This window comes from Bordetella genomosp. 4, from assembly GCF_002261185.1.
Taxonomy (GTDB): domain Bacteria; phylum Pseudomonadota; class Gammaproteobacteria; order Burkholderiales; family Burkholderiaceae_B; genus Bordetella_A.
On the sequence record NZ_NEVQ01000008.1, the window covers coordinates 131,022 to 146,239 of the forward strand.

Below are 15,218 nucleotides of genomic sequence, written 5' to 3' on the forward strand. Positions count from 1 at the left end.
GAGTCTCTTTAATGTCTTTGACACTCACCATCTTGCTGATCGTGCAGGTGCTGTCCGCCCTGGCGATCATTGTCCTGGTCCTGCTGCAGCAGGGCAAGGGCGCCGACATGGGTTCGGCTTTCGGCAGCGGGTCTGCCGGCAGCCTGTTCGGCGCCACCGGGGCGGCCAACTTTCTGTCGCGCACGACCAAGTGGGCGGCCGTGGTGTTCTTTGCCACCACCTTGGGCCTGGCGTATGTCAGCCACAAGGGCTCGTCGTCGCCGGATGCTGTTGACTCCGGCGTGATGCAGAACTTCCCGGCGGATCGTTCCGTCCCGCAAGTTCCGGGCTCGAACAACGGCTCGTCCGTGCCGCAATCGTCGGCGCCGGCACAGCCTGACGCTTCCGTGCCGTCCGTCCCGGCTGCACCGGGTGCTGCCCAGCCTCAGTCTGCACCGGCTCCTGATGTGCCTGCCGCTCCCGCTGCGCCTACCGACAAGCCCGCGGCTGAGACGCCTGCTCCTGCTGCGCAAACCCCTGCAGAGAACAAGCCCGAGGCTGAAAAGCCCGCTACGCCGGCACCTTCGGAAGAGCCCGCCAAGCCTGCCCAACCCGCAGAGCAAAAGCCCGCTCAATAATGTGCGACCATCGATGCCTCAACCCATTGGCTGAGGCATCGAATTCATGCTAGAATGCCGGACTTTTCTGGGATGGTTACATACCTTTCCCGGGATCAGGTAAGCCGACGTGGTGGAATTGGTAGACACGCTATCTTGAGGGGGTAGTGGCGAAAGCTGTGCGAGTTCGAGTCTCGCCGTCGGCACCAAAGATTAGTTCAAGCAGTACACATCAGACCCGCGATTCTCGTAATGAGGCGCGGGTTTTTTGTTGGCTATGAGGCTCTACTGCTGATTGGAGAATCTATGGTTTTGGGAAATCTTTTGGGTTTTGAGGGTTTAGTCCCGCCTTCAGTCTGAAAAAAGCTAATTGGCCCAGAGATCGCTTCTATTCCGCCTTTAGGGAAGGGTGGCCGAAGAACGGCCGCTAGAGGCAATAGAAAGTCGTCCTGAGGCGGTGACGTTGTGCCCAGCGAGCCGTGGCATAGAATGAGGTATCAGGCCTGTCCGAGGATGCTCGCATGACTTCTGGAAACCTTCCCCGCTTTGTTGCCATCGCTGTACTGATTGCCGGCCTGACAGGATGCGCGCGTACGAACGAGGCCGGACAAACAGAGGGGAGTGTGGGAGATGTACGGCACGATCGATGTTGGGGTTGGTAGCAGCAATATATCGACCGACTAGGCAAATGAAACCCGCTCAGAGGCGGTTGGTGCAACGTTATTTCGTCCGAATTTGTGGGGAATTGCTCGGGTTATCTGCCGTCGGCTGGCATCGCTATGGTACAAATACTCCCGTATGAAGGGTATCTATGAATTTGATCGGCCAAGGCCTATACACCCCGAACCAAGCAGCGGCAATCACGAAGGCATCGATTCGTGAGATACGCCGCTGGCTGTTCGGTTATAAAAATAATAAAGGGAAGGACCTGCCGCCGTTGTGGAAACCACAATATGCGGACACAGGGGAGCAGGTCCTGGGCTTCCGGGATCTGATGGAGCTCCGGATCGTCAAGGCATTCTCTGACAACGGGTTGCCGACCCGAGTGATACGAGCGGCAATCGAAAGCTCACGCGACCTGTTCAAGACCGCCTATCCTTTTACGACGAATCGCTTCCTGACGGACGGCAAATCAATCTTTTACGAGGCAGTGAAATCGGACGGAGAACTCACCGACCTCGTGAAACGGCAGTTGGTCTTCGATCACATAATCCGGCCGAATCTGTACGCTGGCATCTTGTTCGACGCAGAGGGCGCGGCACTGCGGTGGCATCCCATCAAAAACAGTAAAGTCATCGTGCTGGATCCTGAGATCGCCTTTGGTCGCCCAATACTGGCAAAGCACGGGATTCCCACAGAAATAATCGCCCAAGCCATGAAGGTCGAGGGTGATAAAAAGTCGGTAGCTGCGCAGTTCGACATCACGCCTGCTGAAGTTGGAGCCGCCGTGAAGTACGAGAGCCAGCTTTTGGCCGCTTGAAGTTCTTCTTCGACAACAATCTATCGCTGCATTTAGCGGCCGGGATTCGCGAGCTCTGCAAAGGTTCGCACAGTATCGCGACCGAGGTGATCCATCTAAAAGAGCGATTTCCGCCTGCGACGCCTGATCACGAATGGATCCCTTCCCTCGGTCAAGAGGGCGGATGGGCAGTGATATCACAGGATGGCCTACGCAAGAATGATTTGGAGCGTGAGGCCTTGCGGAAATCCGGGCTGATGGTGTTCGTTCTTAGTAAGCAGTGGTCTGACCACAAATATTGGGATAAGGCTCAAAACTTAGTTCGCTGGTGGCCTGCGATAGAAGACTATGTAACGCGGGTCCAGGGCGGGGCAGCCGTTCGAGTGCCGTGGCGCATGAACGGGAGGTTCGAACAAATCCGTCTATGACCCTCTCCCTTGCCGTTTGCTCATCAGCTTCTCGGTGGGTGGGGTTAGCGTAACGGTCTACCAGACTGAAGCATGCTCCAGTCTAAGTAAGTCGGTCCATGGTGAACGCTGGGCTCCGTGCAAATGGCTTGGAGATCAAAGCCGGATACAGCGCCGACTTCAGCAGTTCGTTCCTGAGCCAGTCGGCGAATGTGCGCTTGGGGTATTACTTCTAAGTCGTGGCTGGCCTTTATAGCGCGCTTCCCAGCGCCTGCATGGTGGTGCGGACCTCCTGTCCCGGAATATCACGCAGGCGTCGGCCGCTATCCAGCGACAGTATGGCCGCGACGGCCGCGGCTCGGCCATACTCGAAGCACTGTGCAGTAACGCGCGCCGAGGCCAGCGCCTCATGTTCGGCACTCAGGCAACGGCCAGCCACGATCAGGTTTTCGCCTTGTTCAGGTACGAGAGCCAGATAGGGTACTTCGTAGTAGTCATCCAGCAACCAATGCAGCTTGGGTTTTTCGCCCGCGTGCAGCTCAATCGGCCATGGCACTCTGCAGATACCGTCATCACGCTTGCGGCAGGACAGTACATCGTCGTTGGTCAATGTCTCCACGCCCACGATGCTGCGGGTCTGGCGGACACCGACTTGCGTACCGGTGTTAACGACGTAACTCGCCTCGCAGCCGGGAATATTGTCCGCGAGAAAAGCGGCATATTCGCGGACTTGGCGGCGTCCGGTGATTTCGGCTTCGGTGAAGTCCTCCGGGTCGATGACGTTCAGCATATGGCCGTCACGGGCCGTCAGCCGGGTTGCATTGACCAGTAGCTCGCCGGGGCGGGTGGTGGGGAATATCCAGATTTTCTTGCGAGGCAGCACGTAGCGGCCCGAGGCATCGGCCTGTTCGATCGCTTCGCTGACCTTGGGCGGGTTGATGGTGTCTTCGCCCCAATAGGCGAGAAATCGCGGCATGTCGATCTGGCCGAGCCTGAAGAACATGGTGGGATTCTGGATTTTTCCATGGTCACCGAAAACGTAGGCATAACCAGCGCGCGCAATCACCGCGGCGTCGCCAGACGCGTCGATGATGCGCTTGGCCAGGATGACGGAACGCCCTGCGGCCGATTCGATGACTACGCCGGTGCAAGCGTCTTGTTCCATGATGACGCCGGTCACGCTGGTATGGAACAGCGTTTTGGCGCCGGCCTGCTCGACGAGTTGATCCGCGGTCTCGCTCCACATGAGCGGATCGTGGGTCACCGTCCAGGTCTTGCCGTAGCGTTGTGGTGCCGTGACGCCATTGCGGCGGGCCAGCTCGGCGCGGAAACGTTCAGTGAATCCTTGGACGACCTGACGGGGTTCGGCGTGGACGTCGCTCGCCAGATACATGCCGCAGATCGTCCCTGACATACCGGCCACGGCCGCGCCGCCAAAAAATCCGTACCGTTCAAGCACCAAGGTGCGTTTGCCATGTTCGGCAGCTGTGGTCGCGGCTGCCACGCCGGCAGCGCCGCCGCCCACGACCAGTACATCGACCTCTGCCAGGACGGGCAGGTCGGGCATCGCGTCGTAACGGCTTTCGAGATGCCAGGCGGGGAAATCAGTGTTGCTACTGTCCATGCTGTCTCCTTCATCAGTGCGAGCCACCGTTGACGGCGGCTGCCTCTGCGTTAATCGATGTTCTTGTGCACGGTTTCAGGCCCTAGTGCGAGCGCGATCAGGGTCAGGATACCCATACCGCCCATGTAGACCACGATAGGCCACCAGTGCTGATAATAGGTGTAGAGCGCTGTCGCGATAAAGGGCGCCAGGCCGCCAGCCAGCAGCGAGCCGAGTTCGCGTGAAAACGCGAAGCCTGCCAGCCGGAATTCGGTGTCGAAGAGTTCCGCGTACCAGGCAGCCTGTGGCGACAGCATGGCGGGATAGGCGATTCCCAAGCCGACCGCAAAGCCCAGCGCTACGGCCCAGAAAGCCTGCACATCAAGCAGCATGAAAAACGGCGCCAGCCACAGTACCGAGAAAATGATGCCTCCCAGGTAGACTTTCTTGCGCCCGATGCGATCGGACAGTGCGCCATAGAACGGAATCGTCACGAGCTGGATAGCCGATGCAATGATGACGGCCCACAATGCCATCGACTTTTCCATCTTGAGCGTGGTCACCATGTACGACACGCAAAACACGGGATACAGGTACGCAAACCCGTTCTCGCCCATACGCGAGCCGATGACGATAAAGAAGCTGCGCGGATGGTGCTTGATGGCTGAGAGCAGGCCAATTTTCTTTGTCTGCTGCGACTGCTGGGCTTTTTCAAAGGCGGGTGGTTCCTCGATGTTGCGCCGGATCAGATAGCCGACCAGCACGCAGACTGCACCGAGCAAAAAGGGAAGGCGCCATCCCCAGGCCATGAATTGCTCTTCGCTCAACGTATACAGAAAGAAAAAGAACACCGCGTTGGCGAGCAATGTAGCTGCGGCAAAGCCCAGCGGCGCCCATGCGCCGGCGGCCCCACGCTTGCCTTTCTGTGCGTGTTCTACCGACAAGACTACAGCGCCCGCGTATTCGCCACCCGCGCCAAAGCCCTGGATCAATCGCATCAATACCAGTAATGCCGGTGCCCATAGGCCGATGCTGTTATAGCCGGGCAATAGACCGATGGCGGTGGTGGCGCCGCCCATGAGGAACAGTGTCAGTACCAGTACGCTTTTTCGGCCGACCTTATCACCCAGGTAGCCGAGCACGAGCCCGCCTAGGGGGCGTGCGAGAAATCCGACTGCATAGGTGGCGAAAGCGGCGAGGGTACCGACTAGTGGATCGCTGTTTGGGAAGAAAATCTTATTGAGTACGATGGCCGCTGCGGTGCCATAGATGATGAAGTCATACCATTCCAGGACGGTGCCGATGAATGCTGCCAGACCCGCTTTCCTGGATTTCTGTGCCTCTGTCTGCATGGACATGATGGGCTGTCTCCGTGTGCCGTTGTTATGTGTTGGCCGGTGTGGCGCCCTGAACTGGGCGCCGGCCGGGATCAAGAGGTATGCGCGTGTACCTTGCGTTTGCCCAGCACTGCACCCTGTTCGATGGGCTGCACGAGTTGGGCATACTGCAAGAGATAAGTGCTGTTGCCGCCGCCGAGTTCGAGCTCGCGCGGGCGCCATTCACTCAGGCGCCGGGCGATCTCATCCTGGGGAACGTCCATGTCGATCTTGCGGTTGACGAAGTCGATATGGATGGTTTCGCCCTGTCTGACCACGGCGAGCGGGCCGCCGGCTGCGGATTCGGGCATCAATTGGCCGACGATGATGCCGCGGTTCAAGCCGGACAACTCACCGTCGGTGACGACCGCCACGTATTCAGCGATGCCAGCGCCATTGAGAGCCGCCACAAAGCTGCAGGCGAATACTGTGCCGGGACCACCACTGGGACCCATATTTCGCAATACGATCACGTCGCCCTTCTTGATCTGGCCTTCGCCCAGGGCCGCGATGGCTTCGTCCTCGCCTTCGTAGATATTGGCGGGACCAGAAAACTCAGCGCGTTCGCCTGGCACGGCGGATAGTTTCACGATAGCGCCATTGGGCGCCAGATTGCCGCGCAGAATGCCTACGCCGGGCCGCAGGCTGACCGGATCGGCCAGCGAGTGGATGATCTTGCTGTCTTTGACTCGTGCATCGCGGATGTTCTCGCCGACGGTCTGACGTGTCACGGTGAGCGCATCGAGATGCAGATGTTCGCGTAGTTGACTCATGACGGCGGGCGTACCGCCGGCTGCTTCCAGGTCTTCGGTGCGGAAGGGCCCATTTGGCCGCACAGCGGTCAGCAGCTTGATGGACTTGCCGTAGTCCTCGTACAGCTTCACCACATCCAATGGCAGCTCGGCCTCGGTGGCGATGGCAGCAATGTGACGCACCGTGTTGACTGAACCTCCAACGGCCAGCACCATCATGACTGCATTACGGATCGCTTCTTCGGTAATGATCTTGCGCGCCGAGACACCGTGGCGAGTCAGCTCGACGATCTGACGACCGGCGGCTTGTGCGTATTCGTTCAGACGGCGGCCGTTGGCCCAGATGGGCGAATTGCCGGGCAAGGTCATACCCATCGCTTCCGCCACAATATGCATGGAGTTGGCGGTGCCCAGACCGGCACAGACGCCGGGCGACTGGATTGCGACATCCGTCATGTCGGTGAGATCTTTGAGCGTGATCGTGCGGGTCGCCAATGCGCCGATCTGCTCATAAACGTCGTCGATGTCGAAGAACTGATCCTCGAACTTCTCGTTGGAACACTTGCCGCCGATCTGGTAGCCACAGGTCAAGAGCAGGGAAGGAACGTCCAGGCGCGCTGCCGCCATGAGGTGGGCCGGTGTGGTTTTGTCGCAGGAAGACAGGCAGACCATGCCGTCCAGCACCGCGCCTTCCATCATGCATTCCACCTCGTTGACCATCAGATCACGGGTCGGCATGAGGTAGCGCGCTTTTTTTCCTGCGCTGGTGACGAAATCGCTGGGCGCAACTGTGCGTACTTCAAAGGCCAGGCCGCCAGCGTCGCGGACGGCTTGTTGGACCAGAGCGCTGATGGCATCCAGATGGACATAGCAGCACGAGAGCTTGTTCGAGGTGTTGATGATGGCGATCTTGGGTTTGTCCATGTCTTCTTCACGGATGCCCATGCTGCGCCACTGACTGCGCCGCACCGCCCAGCGGGTGGAGCCGGGCTCAAAATTGCTTCTGTACATTGCTGCTGTCTCCTGGTTTCGCTGCCCGTACGCAGCTCAGTGCGACGGATAAGACTGGGGGTGATTGGTATGCTATCCGACTAAAAGTGGTCTGACAACTATCCAATTTATTCAGATTTACCCCAATTGATAGGGAAGTCAAAGCGATGTATGAGAAAGTGGACGGACCATTTTGCCGAAGAATGGTAAAGTTCCGAGTCCCTTATTTTTGGATGTCCGGCATCGAGCCCACATGAGCAAGCCCCGTTTTTCTATGCTTCCCATCAAGCGGACAGACATTTTTCAAGAGGTCTGCCAGCAGCTTGAGAGCCTGCTGAACAGCGGCCAATTCCAGATCGGAGACAAACTGCCCTCAGAGCGAGAACTCTCTGAAAGTTTTTCCGTGAGCCGTTCGTCCATCCGCCAGGCGCTCAAGGTTCTGGAGGCGGCCGGACGCATTGAGACTCGCGTGGGCAGCGGCACTTATTTTGTCGAGAAGCAAGCCGTTGCCACGAGTGGCGACAGCTTGAATGCGCTGCTGGCGCTGGGCGTGAGCAAGGAGTTCATGCAGCAATTGATCGCGGCACGCACTGCGGTCGAGCGCGCGGTCTTCGAGGCGTATTCGATCAAAGCCAACAAAGGCAGCATTCGGGTTCTGAAAGAACTGATCGATGAAAATGCTCAGGACCAGACTGCAAAGGGTGAGTTCGAAGAGAATGCCGGCCTGGATCTGAGCTTCGAGGCCAAGGTCGCCGAATTGGCTGGCAATCCTATCCTGTCCGCGATGCAGACGCAGATCCACCAGCTGTGGATACAGGCCTGGAGAATCTACGGTTTCGTGCCGGAGAGCCGCGACACGCTGCACCAAGAGCACTGCGCGATCATCGAGGCGTTGGCATCGAAAAACACGCCGCGTGTCATCGATCTGGTGGTCCAGCACGTGGATAAGGAAGTCCTTTAGCATTCGTGCTCAATGCAGATGCATCCGGCGCCAATGGGATCGCTGTAAACCAAAGGCGCCTGTCTGTTCGAGGGTTCATGTTCCCTGTGTGTTGCCAAGACTTGCTATAACAATGGCTGCAACACTCATTTTTAGGGCAGGGAATATGTCGATTCAAACGTTGGGCCGTTGTGGTGTCGTGGTGTGTCTTGTTGTTCTGATGGCGGGGTGCATGAGTTCGCGCACGACGAGCCGCCTGTTCAATAAGTGCACATGGGACCGCGACTCGTGCCTTTACGAAGGATCGTACGAGCCTGATGAGGAGGAGTATGCGGAAGAAGAAGCACGGCGTCTGAACAAAGCCCAGACGCGCTAGAAGCGGTCAGGCCGAGTCTGTGCAGCTGGCCGACGACGGGGCATCTGATCTGCGGGTTGCCCACGCAAACAGGTTAACGAATGTAAAAACCTCGCCGATCCCCTGTAGCATCTATTAGCATTTCGTCGCTGATTTAATTGGTCTTCGTTCTCACTAATAAGAAAGGCGGAAGGCAGAATCATGGCGACATATCAGACCGCGTATGCCAGTGCACTTATTCGCGATGCCAGTGGCAACTTCATTGTGATGGAAACCAGTGCCTCGGTGAGCACGGCGACAGAGGCGGTGGATGACAGTACGTTCAACTATCAAGAACAGATCACGATCGATACGGACATCAATACCGAGCAGATCGAGGCCGTCATAGAAGCGTTCTACCAAGACGGGTACATCATATATGCCGATGGCGGACACGTTTTGTTTACCAATACGGAGTATGAACCCGGCTTTACTTTTAAGGCCGACCTGGATGAGAACGGTCAACCTCCGGCGTTGCCCGTGTGCTTCACCGCAGGCACGTTGATCGATACGCCGAATGGGCCGGTGGCAATAGAGTCGCTCCAGGTAGGGGATATGGTGTGGGGCTCGACCGGATATCGTCCGGTCAAGTGGATAGGCTGGCGCCAGTACCTGCTGTGTTCGCCGCGGTATTCAGAGGCCTATCGCGATGGCATCGTACCGGTTCGTATCCGGGCGCACGCTTTGGCAGACAACGTTCCGTCCCGCGATATCGTGCTGTCGCCGTGGCACCATCTTTACATCGACGATGTCCTGGTCAAGGCCAATCAACTCGTCAATGGACGCACGATTGTGCGCGAGTCCACTCTTACGCGCGTGACCTATTTCCACATTGAGCTGGATCAGTTCGATGTGGTTCGTGCGCATAATGTTTATTCCGAGTCGTGGGCTGATGGCGGCAATCGGGATTTTTTCGAGAACGTCGATGTCGCAACGCTGCGTCCGGCAGACCAGACGCGGCGTCGCGCACAGCGGCCAGGTTTCACGGTGCTGAGCACCGGGGACGCATTGTTGGCCGATATCCGGCAGCGAGTCGCTATGAGGGCAGAGCATTCAGATGACAATGCTGAATGCACTCTTGCGGCCTGATCCACTGTCTTTTTAATAGAAAACATAACGATGTTGAAAGCAAAATTCAGGGCCCTGGGGATGGGGTTAGTCATGTCTTTGGCAGGCATGTCCGGTGCGGTGGCGCAGACGTCCGTACAGCAGCAACTGCCTGATGACGTCGAGCAATATGGGCCGTTCGTGTTTCTGCCGAGCGAGCCGAGTTTGTTGATTTATCACTCGGGTGTCGGCGCCAACGACATGCTGAATCTAAAGAAAGCGCTGCGTGAGCATCCGACGATTTCCACCATTGTGTTGCAGAACAATGGCGGCGGACTGGTGCACATCGGCCTGGTGGTCGCCGAAGAGGTCTACGAGCGCGGCTTGAATACCTACATTCCGAAAGACAGCTATTGCGCTTCGGCGTGCTCGTTCGTTTTCTTTGCAGGCAAACAGCGTATTGCTGTTGGGCGTTTGGGCGTGCATCAGATATCGGCGCCGGAATTAACGGGCGAAGAAGCACAGTTTGGGGTGTCGGATATTGTCGCCACATTGCCTAAATATGGCGTGTCTGCTGATGTACTGGGCATCATGTTCAGTACACCGGCTAAAGAAATGTATTTCTTCAAGCCGAACGAAATCGCCAAATACGGTATTAACCGTACTGACAATGTGCAGATGGCGAGCGCTGAACCGCAGCAGCGCGTATCGGGAGGCAGTGTACCGAGTCATACGCCGGCAGGCGCCGCAGCCGTTACGCCGATGGCAGCGCCCGCTCAAGCTCCTGTTCAGGATGCTGGCGCAATCTCACAGCCTGTGAGTACTGCGCCCTCTAATCCGTATCAGCAACAAGGCGGCGCGACGCCGCCTGCCGCCTTGAGCGATGAGCAGCGGGCGATTAACGTGGCTGCGCTGATGATTCAGGCGGGTAGCGGCACGAACGAAGACGCGATGAATTTCACGCGCGAGTTTTATGCCGACAACGTCGATTACTTCAAGAAAAAACGTCCAAAGTCGGAGATTCTCGCCGACAAAGACGCGTATTTTCGTCGATGGCCCATTCGGCGTTTTGTCGTAGATCAAAATTCATTGAAGGCGAAGTGCCAGGACCAATTGTGCATGGTTGGTGGGATTTATGATTACAAGGTCTCGAGCCCCACGCGCGGAAAAACCGCCAGTGGCACATCGAATTTCACTTATGTCCTGGACCTGCGCGATCGCTATCGCATCGTGATGGAGGACAGCGAAGTCATCAGTCGCTGAATCGAACCGGATCAGCCAGTGGTGCGGGGGCCGTGCTGCTGGCTAGTCTAGTGAGCATCAATCAGGCGAATTGCGGATGGCGCACAGAATGGTTGCTTCGGCGACGAGTTCGTCCTCGACAAATGCTTGGCCTCGGTACTTGCAGATGGCGCGGCTGAGTCGTACCGCTTGGACTTCAATGCGCAGTTGATCGCCGGGGACTACTGGTTTTAAGAAACTCGCGTCGTCGATACCTAAAAAATAGTAGACCGCTTTGCCTTGTTCTGGCCGGCTTTCCGAGCCTTCGTCGGCAAAGGAGAACAACGCGGCGGATTGCGCCATGGCTTCGACAATAAGCGTAACGGGCATGTGTTGCCCGGCGGCCATGAAGGGGTCGTTGGTCGATACATTCTTGACCGCGGTGATTTTGTGCTGAGGAATGATCTCAGTCACACGGTCAATCAAGAGCATGGGATAGCGGTGTGGTAGTCGCTCCATGATTGATTTGATATTCAGGCCCATACGGGGTACCTCTTTGATCGCACTGGAGCCCGTGCCTGGCTTTTACGCCACTTGCGTGTCCGCAGTGTGCCACAAGGCGAGCATGTTCCATGCCTATTACATGAAATGAAGTACAGTGGTAGAGATTTGTCGCTGTTTGACATGCGAAAGCTGGGCATGGTTCAAGCATCTGGTCCCGGTAATGCACTCAATTGAAACGGTGGTTGACTTCCGGCCTCGGGTCACCCATAGTGTCAGGGATCTTCAAGTGTCGTGATCGTTGTGCGGTCAGGCGCGACTACCGTGTCATCATTGTCCTCAATCCTTCCTTGATCGTCTGTTCGGGTCCTCGCCCGAACGTTTACCTATATAAGGAAGTGCTATGGAAACCGGTATCGTCAAATGGTTCAACTCTGAAAAAGGCTTCGGCTTCATCATGCCCGAGAATGGCGGCAAGGATTTGTTTGCCCATTTCTCTGACATTGAAAGCGAAGGCTACAAGTCGTTGGACGAAAACCAGCGTGTCTCCTACGAAGCGGCTCAAGGAGCAAAGGGCCCCCAAGCCAGGAAGATTCGAGTTCTCTAAAGAACTCATCACGTCAAGAAACCCTCCTTGGAGGGTTTTTTTGCGCCGTCGTTTATTTTTTCGTCGCTTTTGATTCGGGCGCGCGTTTGGCCATTTTGCCGGCCTGATGAACCATGTTGTAGAGCTGTTGTGCCGCGGGGGCTAACGGCCGGCCGCGGCGGGCGATGAGACCGAGTGTGCGAGTCACGCGGGGATGTTCAAGCTTGAGACTGGTCAATGTGGCATGCCGGGTAAGTGGCATCGCCAATTGAGGCACCGCGGCCACACCTAATCCGGCCTCTACCATGCCAAGCAGTGTCATGATGTGGCTGACTTCAAAGGCGCTGACGGTGCGTTTGCCGCTTTTGGCCAGCGCATCATCAATCAATAGCCGATTGCCGCTTTCTTTTGCCACGGTCATAAAACGTTCTCCTGAGAGCTCCTCCCACGATACGCTGCGCCGACGGGCAAGCGGATGATCATTGCGTATTGCGAGCACAAAGTCCTCGCGCAATACCGCTTTGAAGTCTACGTCGGGTTCTTGCGTTCCGAAAAAACTGATTCCAAAATCTGCGCGGCCAGTGACGATGCTGTTGAGTACGGTATTCGCCGTCTCGTCGATGATGCGTACTCGGATGCGAGGAAAGCGTTCGGTGTAGGCGCGAATCACGGACGGCAGGAAGTAGTACGCGACGGATGGCACACATGCGACCGTGACCAGTCCGCCACGTTGGGCGGCGAGGTCGCCGATACTCAATACCGCACGTTCTAACTCATCGATCGCGCTGCGGGCGCGTTCCAGGAATACGCGGCCGACATTTGTCAAAGAGACGCGGCGCGTGGTGCGTTCCAGCAGGCGAGCGCCTAGCAGGTCTTCCAGTTTTTCGATGCGTCGGCTTAATGCCGGCTGAGACAAGTGCAGGTCTTCGGCGGCCGCACGAAAGCTCGCGCGCTCGGCGACGGCGACAAATGCCTGCAATTCCTGTAGATCGAAATTGATGCGTGACATGCATTAATCCATAGATAAGTTGCAATTCACATAGTAGCGTGGCCGGCGCAGAATGCCACACATGGAAACCGTAATCCCTTGTGTACTGATGCGTGGCGGCACGTCACGCGGCCCCTTTTTTCTGGGGGATTGGCTGCCCGCCGATCCTGCAGAGCGGGATCGATTGTTGCTGCTGGCAATGGGCTCGCCTCATGCCTTGCAGGTCGATGGCCTGGGCGGGGGTAACAGCTTGACGAGCAAAGTCGCGATCGTGTCTCGTTCTTCGAGAGACGATTGCGATATCGATTATTTGTTCGCGCAGGTGTCTGTGGACCGAGCCTCAGTGGATACGCGGCCGAACTGCGGCAACATGCTGTCGGGTGCCGCGCCGTTTGCGATTGATGAAGGGCTGATCGCGGCTCGTGACGGCATGACTGCGGTGCGGGTTCATAACGTCAATACGGGGGCCGTGATTGAAGCAGTGGTGCAAACGCCGGGCGGCCGTATTACCTATGAAGGTGACACACGTATTGACGGCGTTCCTGGTACCGCGGCTCCCGTACGATTGAATTTTCAGGATGCCTGGGGCGCGGTCACCGGACGTTTGTTTCCCACGGGAAACCGGCTTGAAATGATAGAGGGTCTGCCGGTGACCTTGATCGATGCGGCGATGCCGATGGTGTTGATGCGGGCCGAGGATTTTGGACTGCGTGGGGATGAGACGGCAGCACAATTGGATGGCAATGCGGTGTTGCTGGAACGGATCGCTCGTATACGCCTGGAGGCAGGGGCGCGTATGGGGTTGGGGGATGTCAGTAATAGCGTGATCCCCAAGCCGGTGTTGCTGGCGCCGGGTGATAACAGTGCGTCTATCCGGTCGCGCTATTTCACTCCGCATGCGTGCCATCGGTCGCACGCGGCAACCGGGGCGGTGGGCGTGGCCAGTGCGTTTTTCATGCCGGATACTGTTGCGCATTTGTGCGGTGGTCCGGAGGTACAAGACGGGTATCGGACGGTGCGTATCGAGCATCCGTCGGGCGGGATGGATATTGACGTGGCCCTGGATGTATCTAGCGGGTTGGTGCGTGCAGCGGGCCTGGTGCGCACGGCACGCAAGATCATGAAAGGGATGCTGTATGTGCCCGGCCAGTATCAGATCAGCGGTCAGTTGCTGCAGCGCGAGGCCGCTTAATCATCGCGTGATAAAGGCGGCGGGCGGATGTCGCCTATCAGTGTGAATGCGGATCGCTATGTGGGCGCTAGTCGAGCAGCCCCACGCAATGATTTGATAAAACTAGGAGACACAAATGGAATTTCTGACGAGCAAAAAGTGGGCGTGTGCCGCCGCGGTGTGCTGTGCCTTTGGCGTGAGTGCGGCATATGCCGACTACCCGGATCGCGCGATTACTCTGGTGGTCCCCACGGCTGCAGGCGGGGGAAATGATGCCTTGGCCCGCGTGGTGGGACAAAAAATGGGGGATCTGCTGGGCCAGTCGATCATCGTGGTCAACAAGCCCGGCGCGCAGGGCGCGATCGCCTCGGATTATGTGGCGCGCCAGCCCGCTGACGGCTACACGCTGATGCTGGGTTATATCGGCACGCATGGCATCAATCCGGCGCTGCAAAAATTGAACTATGACCCTGTCAAGGATTTCACGCCGATCGGCCGGGTGGCGGATTCTCCTACCATCATGGTGGTGTCCAGCAGCATCGGGGTCAACGATGTGGCGGGTCTGGTGAAATACAGCAAGGATCACCCTGACAGCCTGACCTTTGCTTCGGCCGGGGCGGGGACGGCGCCGGCTGTGGCTGGACAACTGTTCAATCAAGCCACGGGCGCCAATATGCTGGACATCCCGTACAAGGGCTCGGCGCCGGCGTTGACCGATACCTTGTCCGGGACGACGCAAGTCATGTTCCCCAGCCTGTTCAGTGTCTACCCGCACCTGAAATCCGAGAAAATCCGCGCACTGGCGGTTGCCGGGCCGACGCGGACATCGGTATTGCCCGGGCTGCCTACGCTGGCCGAGGCAGGCGTGCCTGGGGTCGAGGTGCCGCAGTGGTATGCGATTTTTGCGCCGGCCAAGGCGGATGCCGCTCTCGTGCAGAAACTGAATACAGCCTTGAATCAGGCATTGAATGACCCCGAAGTCGTGAAGAAAATCGACGAGCAGGGTGCCGAGGTCCATACCAGTACGCCAGCGGAATTGGGCGCGTTTGTGCAAAGCGAGGCGGTGCGCTGGAAAAAGCTCGCCGCCACCACGGCGCTGGCAGCGCGATAGACCGCTGGCTTGAGGGCGAGTGAGGCGATCTGATTCGTGGCCGCTTGACTGGACGGAGGATTTCCCTTCTCCGAAA

15 protein-coding genes and 1 tRNA gene are annotated in these 15,218 nt (G+C 57.6%); 11 read left to right on the forward strand and 5 right to left on the reverse strand.

Annotated features, from left to right (window positions below):
- Nucleotides 1-11 precede the first annotated feature (11 nt).
- From secG to CAL20_RS05880, 4 genes are all read left to right on the forward strand, one after another.
- Nucleotides 12-617 (forward strand): preprotein translocase subunit SecG, encoded by a 606-nt coding sequence (gene secG / locus CAL20_RS05865; protein WP_094820136.1) that lies wholly within the window; start codon nt 12-14, stop codon nt 615-617.
- Nucleotides 618-720: 103 nt separating this feature from the next.
- Nucleotides 721-805: transfer RNA gene (locus tag CAL20_RS05870), tRNA-Leu, on the forward strand.
- Between the two features lie 602 nt (nt 806-1,407).
- On the forward strand, nt 1,408-2,076 hold the full coding sequence (locus CAL20_RS05875; RefSeq protein WP_094820137.1) for a DUF433 domain-containing protein: 669 nt from the start codon (nt 1,408-1,410) through the stop codon (nt 2,074-2,076).
- Nucleotides 2,073-2,483, forward strand: coding sequence for a hypothetical protein (locus CAL20_RS05880; RefSeq protein WP_094820138.1), 411 nt, complete (start codon nt 2,073-2,075; stop codon nt 2,481-2,483). Before CAL20_RS05875 ends, CAL20_RS05880 begins: the two co-directional genes overlap by 4 nt.
- Nucleotides 2,484-2,712: 229 nt before the next feature.
- Here CAL20_RS05880 and CAL20_RS05885 read toward each other — a convergent pair whose 3' ends face one another.
- The 3 genes from CAL20_RS05885 to ilvD form a co-directional block, all read right to left on the reverse strand.
- Nucleotides 2,713-4,086, reverse strand: coding sequence for an FAD-dependent oxidoreductase (locus tag CAL20_RS05885; RefSeq protein ID WP_094820139.1), 1,374 nt, complete (start codon nt 4,084-4,086; stop codon nt 2,713-2,715).
- A 50-nt stretch (nt 4,087-4,136) separates the two neighbouring features.
- The gene (locus tag CAL20_RS05890) at nt 4,137-5,423 is read right to left on the reverse strand and encodes an MFS transporter (RefSeq protein WP_094837409.1); all 1,287 of its coding nucleotides are present in this window, start codon (nt 5,421-5,423) and stop codon (nt 4,137-4,139) included.
- 71 nt (nt 5,424-5,494) lie between these two features.
- Nucleotides 5,495-7,204, reverse strand: a complete 1,710-nt coding sequence (gene ilvD, locus CAL20_RS05895) for a dihydroxy-acid dehydratase (RefSeq protein WP_094837410.1) — start codon at nt 7,202-7,204, stop codon at nt 5,495-5,497.
- Between the two features lie 232 nt (nt 7,205-7,436).
- On the opposite strand from ilvD, the gene CAL20_RS05900 reads away from it, so the two are divergent.
- The 4 genes from CAL20_RS05900 to CAL20_RS05915 all read left to right on the forward strand — a co-directional run bounded on the left by CAL20_RS05900 (nt 7,437) and on the right by CAL20_RS05915 (nt 10,827).
- A complete protein-coding gene (locus CAL20_RS05900) occupies nt 7,437-8,144 on the forward strand; it encodes a FadR/GntR family transcriptional regulator (protein WP_094820142.1) in 708 nt (235 codons plus the stop codon).
- A gap of 145 nt (nt 8,145-8,289) precedes the next feature.
- A complete protein-coding gene (locus tag CAL20_RS05905; protein WP_141217654.1) occupies nt 8,290-8,499 on the forward strand; it encodes a hypothetical protein in 210 nt (69 codons plus the stop codon).
- Between the two features lie 180 nt (nt 8,500-8,679).
- Complete coding sequence (locus tag CAL20_RS05910; protein ID WP_094820144.1) at nt 8,680-9,606, forward strand: Hint domain-containing protein; 927 nt, start codon at nt 8,680-8,682, stop codon at nt 9,604-9,606.
- Nucleotides 9,607-9,678: 72 nt separating this feature from the next.
- Nucleotides 9,679-10,827: a hypothetical protein gene (locus CAL20_RS05915; protein ID WP_256981347.1), complete on the forward strand. Its 1,149-nt coding sequence runs from the start codon at nt 9,679-9,681 to the stop codon at nt 10,825-10,827.
- A 57-nt stretch (nt 10,828-10,884) separates the two neighbouring features.
- On the opposite strand, the gene fabZ is transcribed toward CAL20_RS05915, so the two are convergent.
- On the reverse strand, nt 10,885-11,328 hold the full coding sequence (fabZ, locus tag CAL20_RS05920) for a 3-hydroxyacyl-ACP dehydratase FabZ (RefSeq protein WP_094837411.1): 444 nt from the start codon (nt 11,326-11,328) through the stop codon (nt 10,885-10,887).
- Nucleotides 11,329-11,689: 361 nt separating this feature from the next.
- Here fabZ and CAL20_RS05925 point away from each other — a divergent pair, with 361 nt between their 5' ends.
- On the forward strand, nt 11,690-11,893 hold the full coding sequence (locus CAL20_RS05925) for a cold-shock protein (protein WP_094820147.1): 204 nt from the start codon (nt 11,690-11,692) through the stop codon (nt 11,891-11,893).
- Nucleotides 11,894-11,945: 52 nt separating this feature from the next.
- On the opposite strand, the gene CAL20_RS05930 is transcribed toward CAL20_RS05925, so the two are convergent.
- A complete protein-coding gene (locus CAL20_RS05930) occupies nt 11,946-12,881 on the reverse strand; it encodes a LysR family transcriptional regulator (RefSeq protein WP_094837412.1) in 936 nt (311 codons plus the stop codon).
- Between the two features lie 61 nt (nt 12,882-12,942).
- On the opposite strand from CAL20_RS05930, the gene CAL20_RS05935 reads away from it, so the two are divergent.
- Together CAL20_RS05935 and CAL20_RS05940 are read left to right on the forward strand one after the other, a co-directional pair.
- The gene (locus CAL20_RS05935; protein WP_094820149.1) at nt 12,943-14,052 is read left to right on the forward strand and encodes a 4-oxalomesaconate tautomerase; all 1,110 of its coding nucleotides are present in this window, start codon (nt 12,943-12,945) and stop codon (nt 14,050-14,052) included.
- Nucleotides 14,053-14,167: 115 nt separating this feature from the next.
- The gene (locus CAL20_RS05940; protein WP_094820150.1) at nt 14,168-15,142 is read left to right on the forward strand and encodes a Bug family tripartite tricarboxylate transporter substrate binding protein; all 975 of its coding nucleotides are present in this window, start codon (nt 14,168-14,170) and stop codon (nt 15,140-15,142) included.
- Nucleotides 15,143-15,218 lie beyond the last annotated feature (76 nt).

Bases quoted from the DNA above. Each gene is read 5' to 3' on its own strand.
- CAL20_RS05925 (WP_094820147.1), top strand. From the start codon at position 11,690: ATGGAAACCGGTATCGTCAAATGGTTCAACTCTGAAAAAGGCTTCGGC.
- CAL20_RS05910 (WP_094820144.1), top strand. From the start codon at position 8,680: ATGGCGACATATCAGACCGCGTATGCCAGTGCACTTATTCGCGATGCC.
- CAL20_RS05930 (WP_094837412.1), bottom strand. From the start codon at position 12,881: ATGTCACGCATCAATTTCGATCTACAGGAATTGCAGGCATTTGTCGCC.
- ilvD (WP_094837410.1), bottom strand. From the start codon at position 7,204: ATGTACAGAAGCAATTTTGAGCCCGGCTCCACCCGCTGGGCGGTGCGG.
- secG (WP_094820136.1), top strand. From the start codon at position 12: ATGTCTTTGACACTCACCATCTTGCTGATCGTGCAGGTGCTGTCCGCC.
- fabZ (WP_094837411.1), bottom strand. From the start codon at position 11,328: ATGGGCCTGAATATCAAATCAATCATGGAGCGACTACCACACCGCTAT.
- CAL20_RS05890 (WP_094837409.1), bottom strand. From the start codon at position 5,423: ATGTCCATGCAGACAGAGGCACAGAAATCCAGGAAAGCGGGTCTGGCA.
- CAL20_RS05875 (WP_094820137.1), top strand. From the start codon at position 1,408: ATGAATTTGATCGGCCAAGGCCTATACACCCCGAACCAAGCAGCGGCA.
- CAL20_RS05940 (WP_094820150.1), top strand. From the start codon at position 14,168: ATGGAATTTCTGACGAGCAAAAAGTGGGCGTGTGCCGCCGCGGTGTGC.
- CAL20_RS05935 (WP_094820149.1), top strand. From the start codon at position 12,943: ATGGAAACCGTAATCCCTTGTGTACTGATGCGTGGCGGCACGTCACGC.
- CAL20_RS05900 (WP_094820142.1), top strand. From the start codon at position 7,437: ATGAGCAAGCCCCGTTTTTCTATGCTTCCCATCAAGCGGACAGACATT.
- CAL20_RS05885 (WP_094820139.1), bottom strand. From the start codon at position 4,086: ATGGACAGTAGCAACACTGATTTCCCCGCCTGGCATCTCGAAAGCCGT.
- CAL20_RS05905 (WP_141217654.1), top strand. From the start codon at position 8,290: ATGTCGATTCAAACGTTGGGCCGTTGTGGTGTCGTGGTGTGTCTTGTT.
- CAL20_RS05915 (WP_256981347.1), top strand. From the start codon at position 9,679: ATGTCTTTGGCAGGCATGTCCGGTGCGGTGGCGCAGACGTCCGTACAG.